Source organism: Micromonospora sp. CCTCC AA 2012012, from assembly GCF_040499845.1.
Classification (GTDB): domain Bacteria; phylum Actinomycetota; class Actinomycetes; order Mycobacteriales; family Micromonosporaceae; genus Micromonospora; species Micromonospora mangrovi.
On record NZ_CP159342.1, the window covers coordinates 5,149,502 to 5,163,332 of the forward strand.

Annotated in this window: 14 protein-coding genes and 1 pseudogene; 2 read left to right on the forward strand and 13 right to left on the reverse strand. The window is 73.1% G+C overall.

Features of this window, described 5'->3' with window-relative positions; genetic code table 11:
* Positions 1-122: 122 nt before the first annotated feature.
* The 13 genes and pseudogenes from ABUL08_RS23030 to clpB all read right to left on the reverse strand — a co-directional run bounded on the left by ABUL08_RS23030 (position 123) and on the right by clpB (position 11,742).
* Entirely contained in the window at positions 123-500 is a 378-nt protein-coding gene (locus ABUL08_RS23030; RefSeq protein ID WP_007073957.1) for an ArsR/SmtB family transcription factor, read from the reverse strand.
* A 57-nt stretch (positions 501-557) separates the two neighbouring features.
* Positions 558-1,097 (reverse strand): orotate phosphoribosyltransferase, encoded by a 540-nt coding sequence (gene pyrE, locus ABUL08_RS23035; RefSeq protein WP_350932049.1) that lies wholly within the window; start codon positions 1,095-1,097, stop codon positions 558-560.
* 167 nt (positions 1,098-1,264) lie between these two features.
* Complete coding sequence (locus ABUL08_RS23040) at positions 1,265-2,074, reverse strand: SDR family NAD(P)-dependent oxidoreductase (protein ID WP_350932050.1); 810 nt, start codon at positions 2,072-2,074, stop codon at positions 1,265-1,267.
* 278 nt (positions 2,075-2,352) lie between these two features.
* Positions 2,353-2,955, reverse strand: a pseudogene (locus tag ABUL08_RS23045) (hypothetical protein); the annotation flags it as partial.
* A 33-nt stretch (positions 2,956-2,988) separates the two neighbouring features.
* Positions 2,989-4,041, reverse strand: coding sequence for a hypothetical protein (locus tag ABUL08_RS23050; RefSeq protein ID WP_350938787.1), 1,053 nt, complete (start codon positions 4,039-4,041; stop codon positions 2,989-2,991).
* A 67-nt stretch (positions 4,042-4,108) separates the two neighbouring features.
* Complete coding sequence (locus tag ABUL08_RS23055) at positions 4,109-5,677, reverse strand: polyamine aminopropyltransferase (protein ID WP_350932051.1); 1,569 nt, start codon at positions 5,675-5,677, stop codon at positions 4,109-4,111.
* On the reverse strand, positions 5,674-6,477 hold the full coding sequence (locus ABUL08_RS23060) for a hypothetical protein (RefSeq protein WP_350932053.1): 804 nt from the start codon (positions 6,475-6,477) through the stop codon (positions 5,674-5,676). Before ABUL08_RS23060 ends, ABUL08_RS23055 begins: the two co-directional genes overlap by 4 nt.
* Positions 6,477-6,899: a DUF350 domain-containing protein gene (locus ABUL08_RS23065; RefSeq protein ID WP_350932054.1), complete on the reverse strand. Its 423-nt coding sequence runs from the start codon at positions 6,897-6,899 to the stop codon at positions 6,477-6,479. The genes ABUL08_RS23060 and ABUL08_RS23065 overlap by 1 nt, the downstream gene beginning before the upstream one ends.
* Positions 6,900-6,931: 32 nt before the next feature.
* The gene (locus ABUL08_RS23070) at positions 6,932-7,360 is read right to left on the reverse strand and encodes a DUF4247 domain-containing protein (protein WP_350932055.1); all 429 of its coding nucleotides are present in this window, start codon (positions 7,358-7,360) and stop codon (positions 6,932-6,934) included.
* The gene (locus ABUL08_RS23075; protein ID WP_350932056.1) at positions 7,357-7,848 is read right to left on the reverse strand and encodes a DUF2617 family protein; all 492 of its coding nucleotides are present in this window, start codon (positions 7,846-7,848) and stop codon (positions 7,357-7,359) included. The genes ABUL08_RS23070 and ABUL08_RS23075 overlap by 4 nt, the downstream gene beginning before the upstream one ends.
* 2 nt (positions 7,849-7,850) lie before the next feature.
* Complete coding sequence (locus ABUL08_RS23080; protein ID WP_350932057.1) at positions 7,851-8,480, reverse strand: DUF4178 domain-containing protein; 630 nt, start codon at positions 8,478-8,480, stop codon at positions 7,851-7,853.
* A 138-nt stretch (positions 8,481-8,618) separates the two neighbouring features.
* Positions 8,619-8,987, reverse strand: a complete 369-nt coding sequence (locus ABUL08_RS23085; RefSeq protein WP_350932058.1) for a hypothetical protein — start codon at positions 8,985-8,987, stop codon at positions 8,619-8,621.
* A gap of 163 nt (positions 8,988-9,150) precedes the next feature.
* A complete protein-coding gene (gene clpB / locus ABUL08_RS23090) occupies positions 9,151-11,742 on the reverse strand; it encodes an ATP-dependent chaperone ClpB (RefSeq protein ID WP_350932060.1) in 2,592 nt (863 codons plus the stop codon).
* 199 nt (positions 11,743-11,941) lie between these two features.
* Between clpB and ABUL08_RS23095 the strand changes: the two genes are divergently transcribed.
* Complete coding sequence (locus ABUL08_RS23095; protein WP_350932061.1) at positions 11,942-12,442, forward strand: cation:proton antiporter regulatory subunit; 501 nt, start codon at positions 11,942-11,944, stop codon at positions 12,440-12,442.
* 5 nt (positions 12,443-12,447) lie between these two features.
* Positions 12,448-13,656: a cation:proton antiporter gene (locus ABUL08_RS23100; protein WP_350932062.1), complete on the forward strand. Its 1,209-nt coding sequence runs from the start codon at positions 12,448-12,450 to the stop codon at positions 13,654-13,656.
* Positions 13,657-13,831 lie beyond the last annotated feature (175 nt).

A 13,831-nucleotide genomic window follows, 5' to 3' on the forward strand; every position in this document is an offset into this window, starting at 1 on the left:
ACCCCTGGCACGCCACCCGACGCCGTCCCTGCTCGGGACGGTCCCTGGCCATCCGGACCCGGCACGACCAACGCCGCGCCACGACCCGGGAGAGCCCACCCGGAGGTCGGAGACGTCCAGGTTCAGCGGGCCTTCTTGGTGGCCCGCTTGCGCGGCGGGGTCAGCAGATCCGCGATCGTGGCGATCGCGGTCGGCACCAGCCGGTAGTACGCCCAGACACCGCGCTTCTCCCGCTCCAGCAAGCCGGCCTCGGTGAGGATACGCAGGTGGTGACTGACCGTCGGCTGCGAAAGGCCGAGCGGCGCGGTCAGGTCACAGACGCACGCCTCGCCTTCGGGGGCCGACTGGATCAGGCTGAGCAGCCGCAGTCGAGCGGGATCGGCAAGGGCCTTGAGGACCCCCGCCAGACGCTCGGCATCGGCACGTTCGATCGGCTCGCCGGCAAGCGGCGAGATCTGAGGCATGGTCATTTCAGCCAACGCAGTTCCCACGTATTCCATCCTTCCACCAGCAGCATCGATCCGCCTGCATATGAGCAGATCCGAATCGGCAAACTTTTACGCCACAAGGCCGAGGTCAGCCAACGTATAGGCCGCCCGATACGGCAGTCCGGCGGCTCGCACCGCGTCGCCGGCGCCTCGATCAACAATAACCGCCACGCCTACCACCTCGGCCCCGGCCTCGCGCAACGCCTCGACGGCGGTGAGCACGCTGCCACCCGTGGTCGAGGTGTCCTCCACCGCCAGCACCCGGCGGCCGGCCACCTCCGGTCCCTCGATCCGACGCTGCAGACCGTGTGCCTTGCCGGCCTTACGGACCACGAACGCGTCCAGCGACCGGTCGGTCGCGGCCGCCGCGTGCAGCATCGAGACGGCCACCGGGTCGGCGCCCAGGGTCAGGCCACCGACCGCTTCGTACTCCCAGTCGGCGGTCAGGTCGAGCAGCACTCGACCGACCAACGGTGCCGCCCGGTGATGGAGCGTGACCCGACGCAGATCGACGTACCAGTCCGCCTCGCGGCCCGAGGAGAGCACCACCCGCCCGTGGACCACAGCCAGATCGGTAACGAATTTACGCAGGTCGTCGCGGTCCCCCATGTCGATAGAGCGTACTGCGCAAGTCTGGGAGGCGTCCCTCGGGTCCGCCCGGGTCAGCCCTGCGGGCGACCGATGGTTGGCGATGTTCAACTACCCTGCGCGACCGTCCATCCGGGTCGGTACGGTGTCGTCCCGCCGCCGGGACGACCGGCCGGACCGGTCGACCGTCAGCCGTCGGCGCGGCCCGCTCCGCCCCGGGTGTCCCGGAACGCGCCGCGCAGCAGCCGACGGGGCGCGTGCCGCAGACCGGCCACGGCCAGCTTGTATTTCCACGTCGGCACGCTCACGACCTTGCCTTTCCGCAGGTCACGCAGGGCTTCGTCGACCACTTCGTCGGCCCTGAGCCACATCCAGGCCGGCGTCCGTGACATGTCGATGCCGGCGCGTTCGTGATAGCCGGTCCGCGTGTAGCCCGGGCAGAGCGCCATCACCCGTACGCCGAGCGGGGCCACCGAGGCAGCGATCGACTCACTGAAATTCGTCACCCACGCCTTGCTGGCCGAATAGGTCGAGCCGGGCATCACCGGGCCGAAACCCGCAACCGAAGAGACATTTATCACTGTCCCTCTACCGCGTTCGACCATCGGGCCGAGCGCGGCGTGGGTCAGCCGCAGCACCGCCAGCACGTTGAGCCGCAGCAGACGGGCCTCGTCGCCGACGGCGGAGCGGAGAAAGGAGGTGTTCAGACTGATCCCGGCATTGTTGACCAGCAGCTCGACCGGCGAGCCCTCGGCGAGTCGTTGCTCCACCCGGGCGCAGCCGTCGTCGGTGGACAGATCGGCGGGCAGCGGCTCGACCTCCCGACCGTGCCGGTCGGCCAGCTCGGCGGCGGTCGCGTCGAGGCTGGCGCGGTCCCGGGCCACCAGGACGAGGTCCCATCCCTCGGCGGCCAGCCGGTCGGCGAAGGCGGCCCCGATGCCGGCGGTGGCTCCGGTGATCAACGCCCGTCGGGGCGCGGGGGACGGCTCGGCCGTCACGGACGGTCCTCCGGTGCTGCGGGTGGCCCCGGCGGGGCCGGCGGCGGTGGTTCGGGCGACGCCACCGGCCCGGAAACCGGCGGCGCGGAAGCAGGCCCGGAAACCGGCGCGGAAGGAGGCCCGGAAACCGGCGCGGAAGGAGACCCGGAAACCGGCGGCGCGGAGGCAGGAGACCCGGAAGCGGGCGGTGCGGGAAACGGCGGCGCGGAAGCCGGAGGCGGAGGCGCGTACGGCGACGGGGTGGCGGGCGGGAGCCCCGACGACGCGTACCCGGCCCAGGAGTGCGGCGGGGGCGGCGGGGTGGGGCGGGCCGGCGCGTTCCGCCGGAACCAGGCGCCCGCCGCCGGCAGGGTCAGCAGCGCGGCGACCACCAGGTAGCCGAGGACCTGCCCCAGCGATCCGGCCGCGTTCAGCGGGATCCACCAGGACGGGTACGAGTCGGCGAGCCGGGCCAGCAGATCGGCGGTGACCCGCTGGTCGGTGCCGAGCCGCAGCGGCGCGGCGCGCTGGCCGACCAGCACCGCCAGCGCGCAGCAGCCGCAGAGCAGTCCCAGCCCGCAGACCACCCAGGTGGCCACCCGGGCACCGGCGCGCCCGGCGAGCAGGCCCAGGGCGAGCCCGACCAGGACCAGACCGACCAGCACGGTGACCACCGCGGCGAGGATGCCGGAGACGCGCAGCAGCGACACCACGCCGTCGACCTCGCCGCCGGTGGCCCCGGTGCCGTTCGCCGCGGCCCGGAAGCGGTCCACGGTGCCGTTGAGGGTGGCCAGGCCGATGACCGCGTACGCCACCGCGCCGAGCGCCATGAGCACCAGCAGCGCGGCCGCCGCGACGACCGCGGCGGGACGGCGGGCCGGCGCCCGATCCGGGTACGACACGACAGATCCCTCCGGTAGGCGTCGGCTTGCAACCTACTCGGCGGGACCGTCGGCGTCGCTCTTATCCGGCGTCGAGTCCGGCGGTGTCCAGGACGGCGACCGGGCCTCCTGCCGGGACAGCCGCCGGTGTTCGGCGGTGACCACGCCGAGCAGGAGCAGGTCCACGGCGAGGGCGGAGACCGCGCCGAACTGGTTGACGGTGAAGTTGAAGATCTGCCCGAACAGCAGGTCGACCAGGAGGGCGAGCTTGAACAGCCGGAACGCGCCGATCCGGTCCCCGCGCAGCCGGAACGCCGCCCGGATGCTCAGCACGGCGGTGATCAGCGCGGCGATCGAGGTGCCCAGCGCGGCGCCCCACTCGCGCTGCTGGTCCAGGTGGCCGGTCACCTGGTCGAGCAGCACGGCGGCCACGGTGACCACCGGCTCCACCACCAGATAGACCACCACCGGCCAGACGAGCCAGCGGCGGGCGGCCAGCCAGGCGGCCACCCGCCGGCCGAGGGCGGCCCAGCGCTGCCAGAAGCGGACCGGTGGCGGTTCCCGCCGGGGCACCGCGTCGAGCAGCCGGATCATGGCCCCCTCGGTGGTCGGGCCGGTGCCCTGGACGAGTCGCAGCACCGCCACCCGACGCCGGTCGGTGAGCCCGCCGGGCAGCCCGCTGAGCACCAGGTCGAGCGCGTTGGCGGTCCGTTCGGCGGTGGTCAGCCGGGTGCGGCCGCGTACCGCCTGGGTGAGGACGACCAGCAGGGCGAACGCGCCGTAGATGATGCCGGCTGCGGGGGCGTAGAAGTAGTCGGTGCGGGTGGTGACGAACTTGCCCACCTCGTCGATGAAGAGCCCGAACCCGACGCCGCCGATGATCGCCCCGGCGGTCCGGGGGCCGCCGCCGAGGAAGACCAGCGCGACGCCGAGGCCGACCGCCATCAGCAGCCCGCCCCAGAGCACGTGGGCGATGTGCAGGCCGCCCCCACCGAGCTGCGGGTAGCCGGTGGCCTGGAGGTACGCGCGGGTGGCGAGCACGGTGACCACCCCGGAGAGCACGAACGCCTGGAGGTACGCGGCGGCGTCCAGCGCCCGGGTCGGCACCCGCCGCCGCAGCCAGCCGAGGCCCGGCCGGGCGGGGCGGCGAGGCGGCGGCGACATGCCCCGGACGTTAGTAGCCGCGCCACTCCGTGCGGGCGTACTCCAGCACCCTGGGCTGCAACAACGTGGAGGCGGGCACGTCCAGCCGCCCCCGGTCGGCGGGGAAGGTCGCCGCCGCGGCGAGCACCGACGGGGTGAGGAAGCGCAGCGGTGGCGCGTCGGCAGGCAGGGTCAGCGCCGGCGGGGTGCCGCCCGGGGCGGCGAGCACGAATCCCCAGTCGCCGAAGCTCGGCACGTCCACGTGGTACGGCACGGTGGCGAAGCCCGCCTCCCGGACGGACCGCTCGATCGACCAGTACGACCGGGGCGCGAAGTACGGCGAGCCGGACTGCACCACCAGCCGCCCCCGCTCGGCGAGCACCGACCGGATCAGGGCGTAGAACTCGACGGTGTAGAGCTTCGCGGTGGCCGTCTCGTCCGGGTCGGGCAGGTCGGCCACCACCACGTCGAAGCGTTCCGTGGCGGTACGCAGCCAGCCGAACGCGTCGACGTTGAGCACCCGGACCCGGGGGTCGGCGAACGAGTGGTGGTTCAGCTCGCGCAACTGCGGCTCGGTACGCCCCAGCCGCACCACCGCCGGGTCGAGGTCGACCAGGGTCACCCGGCGCACGTCGGGATACTTCAGGATCTCCCGCAGCGCCAGCCCGTCACCGGCGCCGAGCACCAGCACCTCGCCGCGCGGTCCGGCCATCGCCGGGTGTACCAGCGACTCGTGGTAGCGATATTCGTCGATCGAGCTGAACTGGAGGTCGCCGTTGAGGAAGAGCCGCAGGTCGGTGTCGGCGTGGCCGACCTCCCGCACCGAGCGGGTCAGCACGATCTCCTGGTAACGGCTGCGCTCGGCGTGCACCACCGGGTCGCGGTAGAGCTGCTGCCGGGCGGTCAGCTCGAAGTCGGCGGCGGTGATCCAGGCGTACCCCAGGCAGAGGGCGACCACGACGGCGCCGGCGCCGAGCGCGATCCGCGCGCGGCGGCTCAGCTCCCGGCGGAAGACCGTACCGACCAGGGCGAGACCGGCGACGGCGTTCACCGCGCCGACCACCAGGGCGCCCTTGAGCTGCCCGAAGACCGGCATCAGCAGGAACGGGAAGGCCAGCCCGCCGAGCAGCGCGCCGACGTAGTCGGCGGCGAAGAGGTCGGCCACCGCGCTGCCGGCGGACTGCGCCCGGATGCGCTGGAGCATCACCATCAGCAGCGGGATCTCCGCGCCGATCAGCAGGCCGAGCACGAAGGCGGTGCCGACCAGCGCCGGGGCGTACAGGTCGAGCCAGGCGAACGCGGCATAGAGGCCGAGCACGGAGAGGCCGCCGAGCAGCGCGAGGAGCAGCTCGATCGCGGCGAACGCGGCGGCGGCCCGGGACTGCAACGGCTTGGCGACCAGCGCGCCGACGCCCATCGCGAAGACCATCACGCCGAGCACGATCGACGCCTGGCCGACCGCGTCGCCGATCAGATAGCTGCCCAGCGCGACCAGGGCCAGCTCGTAGACCAGGCCGCAGGCCGCACAGACGAAGACCGCGAGCAGGACCGCCGCGCGGGCCGGCCGCCACGTCGGCCGCGCCGGCGCGTCGGTGGTCACGCCGTCTCCCGCGTACGCCCGGCGGCTCCCGCCCCGGCGCGCTGCGCGGGTGCGGCAACCCGGAGCTGCCGGCGGCGCTGCACCACGCCCACGGTGATCAGCAGCGCGGCGAACAGGAACAGGCCCACCGTGGCGAGCAGCCAGCCCGAGCGGTCCCGCCACAGGTCGTTGCCGGCGGCCGGCAGCGGGCTGGGCGCGGCGGCCGGTCCGGCGGTGGGCGGGTCGACCGGTTCGGCGAGCCCGGCCTCGGCGGCGAGCAGCGGCAGCACGGTCGCCGCCCGGGTGATCGCCCAGCCGGGGTCGTCGACGAAGGCGTCGGAGTCGAGCCCGAACCGGTCCAGGCCCCGGACGACGGTCCACAGGTCGGCGGGGTCGATGTCGGCGGAGCCGCTCACGCTGACCGTGGCGGAGTCCGACGACTCGCTGCTCGACGAGGTGTAGCGGACGACGGCGGAGACCTCGAGCCAGCGCGGGCAGCGCTCGTCGTCGCCGACCGGCACCCGGTCGCCCAGGTTGGACCCGGCGTCGATCTGGGTGCTGTAGTCGTAGAGCCGCCAGCCGTAGCAGACGCCCTGGCTGTCGGCGGCCGCCGTGAGCAGCGGCACGGTGTCGGCCCGCTCGTCCGCCGCCGGCGCGGGCACGTCGGTGCTGTCGGAGCCGTTGAAGATCCCGATCAGCACGCAGGGGGCGACCAGCGCCGCGATCACCAGCCAGGTCTTCGCCTGCTGCCGGCGGGGGGACTTCCCGCCGCTGACCGGGCTCACCGCCCCGGTCGTGGGGGAGCGTTCCGGGGCGGACATCAGCTGATGGCGGCGGCGATGATCGCGCCGGTGGCGAGGTGCACGACCGCGGAGACCCAGACCGCCGGGTGCGGCTCCGGGTCGACCAGCAGCTCACCGAGCTTGCCGGGGGTGGCCACGTCGAGCAGCACGAAGGCCGCCGCCATGATCACCAGACCGAGGATCCCGTACGCGGCCGAGCCGGCCAGGCCGAGCACGAAGTCGTCCTCGCTGGCGGCGATCGCGGCGACCACGATGATGCCCACGCCGGCCAGGTTGGAGGCGAGCAGCAGGGCGGCGTTGCGGTTGCGCTCGTGCCAGATGAGGTGGTTCAGCCGGCCCGGGGTGGCGAGGTCGACCAGCGCGTAGCCGATGCCCATCAGGACGACGCCGACCACGCCGTACGCGAGGGTGGCCAGCAGGTCGGTGACGAGGTTCTGCACGTGGAGGCTCCAGGGTGAGGGGGTCGGAGGGGCTACTTGCCGGCGCCGGGGCCACCGCCCCGGACGGTGCTGCCACGGCCCCAGCCCCAGTAGCTGCCCACCCGGGAGTGGTAGCGGGGGTAGGCGGTGGTCATCCGTTCCAGCAGGATCACCGAGCCGGCGGCGATCGGCAGGATCACCACGGAGTCGTCGTCGTAGCGCAGGTAGACGCCGCTGCCGTCGACGTACTGGTCGGCGGGCTGCCAGGCGCCGGTGATGTCCTTGGAGACCTGGCTGGGGGTCCGCGTCGAGGTGTAGGCGACGGCGTCCCGGCCGATGTCCCGGCTCGACGCGCGGCGGTAGTGGTCCTGCACGTAGCCGCGCGGGGAGAAGTTGCCGTAGAAGATCGCGAAGGCGGCGATGAGCGCGCCGACCACCGCGACGGCCACCCCCACCACGATCCACCGCCGGTACGAGTTCACAGGTTCACCACCGTCTCGGTCAGGACCAGCTCGTTGGTCTGGGGGTACGCGTGCCAGGTGCGCCAGGCGACCGTGCCGTCGGGCGGGTCGGGGCGGACCGAGAGCGCGGTGACCGCGTCCACGTCGCCGGGAAAGACCCCGACCAGCGCGTACGGGTCGTCTGCCAGGTCGGCGCGGAGTGCGGCGACCCGGGCCCGCAGCCCGTCGCCCTCGGGCCGGAGCACCGTGGCGGTGAACCGGTAGCCGGCGTCGTCGTCGTGCAGGTCGCCGGGGAGGTGCGGCGGGGTGCCGGGCAGACAGGCGACCGTCTCCGTCAGGGGGCCGCAGAGCACCTGGTGGGAGGCGCCGAGGAGGCGCAGGCGCAGGGTCGGGCCGCCGGGCAGGATCAGCTCCCGGACGTGCAGCGCGGGTCGTTCCGGGCCGCCGAGGGCCAGGCTCAGGTCGGCGGCGCTGGTGTCGACGTACGGGGTGTGCAGGGTGACGAGCACGCTCAGGCCACCGTCTCCGGGCCACCCTGGGGGTAGATCATCACCTCGGACCGGTGCAGCTGCTCACCGAGCGCCACCTCCCAGCCGGCCTCCCCGTACGCCTCGAAGGAGAGCCGCGCGCCGCCGGGCGCCTGGTAGTCGTGGTAGCGCATGGTGCCGTTCGGGTCCAGGCCGGTGCCCTCGGTGGCGGTGTAGCGGGCCTGGCCGGACTCGTCCCACTGGTAGCTGCGACCGGCGACCTCCAGGGTCGGGGCGCCCGGGGTGACCGTGGCGGACGGCTCCGCCGCCCAGAGCACCAGCTCCAGGTCCGGCTCCGCCTCGACGGAGAGCCAGCGCTTCACCCCGCCGGCGTCGTCCAGCAGGTGCTCGGCCCAGCTCCAGCCGCCCTCGACCAGGTGCACCGAGCCGCGCACCGTGTAGGGCACCCGGCGGATCTCGACGATGTCGCCGGGCTTGAGCGTGCGCGGGTCGCCGCGCAGCGCGTCCGAGTCCCGGTCACGGAAGGGGTCGCCCGGTCCCGCCGGGCGGGGCGTGGCCCGCGAGCGCTTCAACGCCACCACGGCGATCACCACGCCGGCCACCCCGAGCAGGCACCCCAGCGTCGCCACCAGGTACGCCACAGTTCCGTTCACGACCGCCTCCCCACGTGCGTCGGCGCAGACGGTAACAACCCCACGCACCCGCTGGGAAAGGTTGTCGCCTGAGCCACCGCTCAGCCACGAAGCGTGGCCGACCCGGTGGCGGGTCCGGCGGTCGGCCCGGCGGTCGGCTCAGTTGCCGGCGAGGCGTTCGGTGGCGTACCCGCGGAGGGTGGCGCGACCCATGACACAGCCGCTGAACGTGGTGAACTCGTCCTCGTCGTCGCGCAGCCGCGTCCAGGCCGCCCGGCCCGCCTCGGCGTCGACCCGGTCCAGCAGCGAGGCGGCGTACGCCTTCCCGGCCGGCGAGCCGTGCTTCAGCAGCCAGTCCACCTTCTTGCGCGCCTCGGCCGGGTGCGCGTCGAGGGCCCGCTCCACAGACCGGTACGCCTCGGTCGCCGGCAGCAGCGTGCCCGCGATCCCCACCCCGCCGAACGCCACCGTGTCCGCCTCGGCGAGCTCCTTCACGGCCGCATCCAACTCGCGGTCCTTCTTCCCCATCCCCAACATCCCCTCCTATTGCCCCACCCCGCCCCACCCCACCCCCGACAACTGCGTTGATCATGAAGTTAGCGTCTCGAACGGGCCGCCCAGCCGACGCGAACTCCATGATCAACGCGCCCCTCGGCCGGTCCCGGGAGGGGCCGGCCGAGGGGGGTGGGGGTCAGGCGGCGGTGACCGCGAGGGATTCCTTGGTGTCGGCGAGGTCGACGTGGACGGTGTCGCCGTCGCGGATCTGCCCGGCCAGGAGGGCCTTGGCGAGCTGGTCGCCGATGGCGGACTGGACCAGGCGGCGCAGCGGGCGCGCACCGTAGATCGGGTCGTAGCCGTGCTCGGCGAGCCAGGTCCGGGCGGCCTCGGTGACGTCCAGCGTGAGCCGGCGGTCGGCGAGGCGCCGACGCAGCCGGTCGAGCTGGATGTCGACGATGGCTCGCAGGTCGGCACCCTGGAGGGCGGCGAAGACCACGATGTCGTCGAGGCGGTTGAGGAACTCCGGCTTGAAGTGCGACCGGACCACCGCGAGGACGCCCTCGCGGCGCTGCTCCTCGGCCAGCGTCAGGTCGCTGATCACCGACGATCCGAGGTTGGAGGTGAGGATCAGGATCGCGTTGCGGAAGTCCACCGTACGGCCCTGGCCGTCGGTGAGCCGGCCGTCGTCGAGCACCTGGAGCAGCACGTCGAAGACGTCCGGGTGCGCCTTCTCCACCTCGTCCAGCAGGATCACCGAGTACGGCCGGCGGCGCACCGCCTCGGTGAGCTGGCCGCCCTCCTCATAGCCGACGTAGCCGGGCGGGGCACCGACCAGGCGGGCCACGGAGTGCTTCTCGCCGTACTCGCTCATGTCGATGCGGACCATGGCCCGCTCGTCGTCGAAGAGGAACTCGGCGAGCGCCTTGGCCAGCTCGGTCTTGCCGACACCGGTCGGGCCGAGGAAGAGGAAGCTGCCGGTCGGGCGGTCCGGGTCGGCGACGCCGGCCCGGGCGCGACGGACCGCGTCGGAGACCGCGGCGACCGCCTCGGTCTGGCCGACCACCCGGTCGCGCAGTGACTCCTCCATCCGCAGCAGCTTGGCGGTCTCGCCCTCCAGCAGCCGGCCGGCGGGGATGCCGGTCCAGGAGGCGACCACGGCGGCGATGTCGTCGGCGCCGACCTCCTCCTTGAGCATCGCGCCGTCGGCCTGGAGCCCGGCCAGCTCCTCCTCGGCCCTGGCCAGGTCGGCCTTGAGGGCCGGGATCCTGCCGTAGCGCAGCTCGGCGGCGCGCTCCAGCTCGCCGTCGCGCTCGGCCCGCTCGGCCTCGCCGCTGAGCCGCTCCAGCTCCTCCTTGGCGGTGGAGAGCCTGGTGATGTGGCTCTTCTCCAGCTGCCAGCGCTCGGAGAGGGCGGTGAGCTGCTCGCGCTTGTCGGCCAGCTCCTTGCGGAGCCGTTCGAGGCGCTCGGCGGAAGCGGCGTCCGGCTCCTTGGCCAGCGCCATCTCCTCGATCTCCAGGCGGCGGACCGCCCGCTCGATCTCGTCCACCTCGACCGGCCGGGAGTCGATCTCCATGCGCAGCCGGGACGCGGACTCGTCGACCAGGTCGATCGCCTTGTCCGGCAGGAACCGGTCGGTGATGTAGCGGTCGGAGAGCGCGGCGGCGGCGACCAGCGCGGCGTCGGTGATGCGTACGCCGTGGTGCACCTCGTAGCGCTCCTTGAGCCCGCGCAGGATGCCGATGGTGTCCTCGATGGTCGGCTCGCCGACCAGCACCGGCTGGAAGCGGCGCTCCAGCGCCGGGTCCTTCTCGATGTGCTCGCGGTACTCGTCGAGGGTGGTCGCGCCGACCATCCGCAGCTCGCCGCGGGCCAGCATCGGCTTGAGCATGTTGCCGGCGTCCATCGAGCCCTCGCCCTTGCCGGCGCCGACGACGGTGTGCAGCTCGTCGAGGAAGGTGATGACCTGCCCGTTGGAGTTCTTGATCTCCTCCAGGACGGACTTCAGCCGCTCCTCGAACTGGCCGCGGTACTGCGCGCCGGCCACCATCGCGCCGAGGTCGAGCGAGACGAGCTTCTTGTCCCGCAGCGACTCGGGCACGTCACCGGCGACGATCCGCTGGGCGAGACCCTCGACGATGGCGGTCTTGCCGACGCCCGGCTCACCGATCAGCACCGGGTTGTTCTTCGTACGCCGGGAGAGCACCTGGATCACCCGGCGGATCTCCGAGTCCCGGCCGATCACCGGGTCGATCTTGCCGTCGCGGGCGCTGGCGGTCAGGTCGACGCCGTACTTGGCGAGGGCCTGGTAGGTCTGCTCGGGGTCGGCGGTGGTGACCCGCCGGTCCCCGCCCCGCACGGTCGGGAAGGCGGCGACCAGGTTCTCCTCGGTGGCGCCGGAGTTCTTCAGCGCGACGGAGACCGCGCCGCCGACCCGGGCGAGGCCGGCCAGCAGGTGCTCGGTGGAGGTGTATTCGTCGCCGAGCGGCCGGGCGATCTGCTCGGCGGCGCCGATGGCGTTGACGAACTCCCGGGCCAGGGTGGGCTCGGCGATGCTCGAGCCGCGGGCGGCGGGCAGCGCGTCGACCGAGCGCTGCGCGACCCGGCGCAGCTCGGCGGGGTCGGCCCCGACGGCGCGCAGCAGGCCGGCGGCGGTGGAACCCTCGGTGTCCAGCAACGCCAGCAGCAGGTGCCAGGGCTCGACGGTGGCGTGCCCGCGCTGGTTGGCCAGGGCGACGGCACCGGTGATGGTTTCGCGGCTCTTGGTGGTGAGACGTTCCGTGTTCATGGGCTCCCCCGGATCGGCGTGTCCACTAGGAAGGACACAACCAGAGTTGAGTCTATTCCGCTCAACTCCAGCCATGTGACCTGGATCACTCTTGCCTCACCGGAAGCCGAAGGACCCCGTCGACCTGATCCGACCGCCGCCGCCTCACGCGTCCCCTTCGACCGATCATCGGCGACGATCTGCCGGTAGCCTTGCCTCGGTGCGAGTACGTGTCGAACAGACTGCCCTTCCGGGAATCGGCGTACGTCATGACCTGGTGACCGAATCGGGCCGTCGGCTGGGAGTCGTCTCCCACCGCAACGGCCGTCGGGACCTCGTCCTCTACGACCCCGACGATCCCGACGCCTGCCAGGCCGACATCCCGTTGACCGACGACGAGGCGGAGGCGCTCGCCGACATCCTCGGTGCGTCGCTGATGCTCGGCCAGCTCTCCGGGCTGCGCGAGCAGGCCGCCGGGCTGCTCACCGAGCAGATCGCCATCCCGGCCGGCTCGAAGTACGTCAACAAGCGGCTCGGCGACACCAGGGCGCGTACCCGGACCAGCGCCTCCATCGTGGCGGTGCTGCGGCAGGGCGAGGTGATCGTCTCGCCGGACCCCACCTTCCGCTTCGCGGCCGGTGACGTGGTGGTCGTGGTGGGGACCCGCCAGGGTCTCGACGGGGTGACCGCCATCCTCGCCGACAGTGACCCGGACGGCTGAGGCGGATGCACGAAACCACGACTCTGCTCGTCGAGGTCGGCGCGCTGCTGCTCCTGCTGGGCCTCCTCGGTCGACTCAGCCGCCGGGTCGGCGTCTCCCCCATTCCCCTCTACCTGCTCGCCGGGCTCGCCTTCGGCCACGGCGGCCTGCTGCCGCTCAACGCCAGCGAGGAGTTCTTCGCCGTCGGCGCGGAGATCGGCGTCATCCTGCTGCTGGTCATGCTCGGCCTGGAATACAGCGCCAACGAGCTGGTCGGCAACCTCCGCTCCGCCGCGCCGGCCGGCCTGATCGACGCGGTGCTCAACGCCGTACCGGGCTTCGCGTTCGCGCTGCTGCTCGGCTGGGGCTGGGTGGCCGCGGTGGTGCTCGCCGGGGTCACCTGGGTCTCCTCGTCGGGCGTGATCGCCAAGGTCCTCGGCGACCTGGGTCGGGTCGGTAACCGGGAGACCCCGGTGATCCTCTCCGTACTGGTGATCGAGGACCTGGCGATGGCCCTCTACCTGCCGCTGGTCACCGCGCTGCTCGCCGGGGTCGGCCTGGTCAAGGGCGGGGTGGCGCTGGCCGTCGCGGTGCTCACCGTGGTCGTCGTGCTGGCGGTCGCGATCCGGTACGGCCACCTGATCTCCGCCGCGCTCTCCGCCAAGGACCCGGAGGCGCTGCTGCTCGGCGTACTCGGCCTGACCCTGCTGGTCGCCGGCGTGGCGGCCAAGCTCCAGGTCTCGGCGGCGGTCGGCGCGTTCCTGGTCGGCATCGCGCTCTCCGGGCCGGTGGCGCACCACGCGACGGAGCTGCTCTCCCCGCTGCGGGACCTCTTCGCCGCGGTCTTCTTCGTGTTCTTCGGGCTGGTCACCGACCCGCTGGACATGCCGCCGGTGTTGCTGCCCGCCTTCGCGCTGGCCGTGGTCACCATGGGCACGAAGCTGCTGACCGGCTACCTGGCGGCCCGCCGGGCCGGGATCGCCGAACCCGGTCGCTGGCGGGCCGGGTTCGCACTGACACCGCGCGGCGAGTTCTCCATCGTCATCGCGGGGCTCGCCGTCGCCGCCGCGTCCCCGGTCGAACCGAAGCTCGCCGCGCTCGCCACGGCGTACGTGCTGATCACCGTGGTGACCGGGCCGATGCTGGCCCGGCTGCCGGACTTCCCGTGGTTCAAGCGGTGGCTGCGCCGCCGGGCCGCGACCCGTCGGCCGGAACCGGTGCCGGTCCCGGACTGACGGCGGTCACTGCGTCGGGCCGGGTCGACCGTACGGTGGGACCCGGCCCGGCCAACGGTTGCCGAATTGATGTCGGACAGCCCTTCCCCTGATCAGCGAAACCGCGTTACCGTGTCGCCCCAGCAGCCAGGGTCCGCGGGTGGCCGGAGCCCCCGCCAGCGAAAGCGGAAGGTTG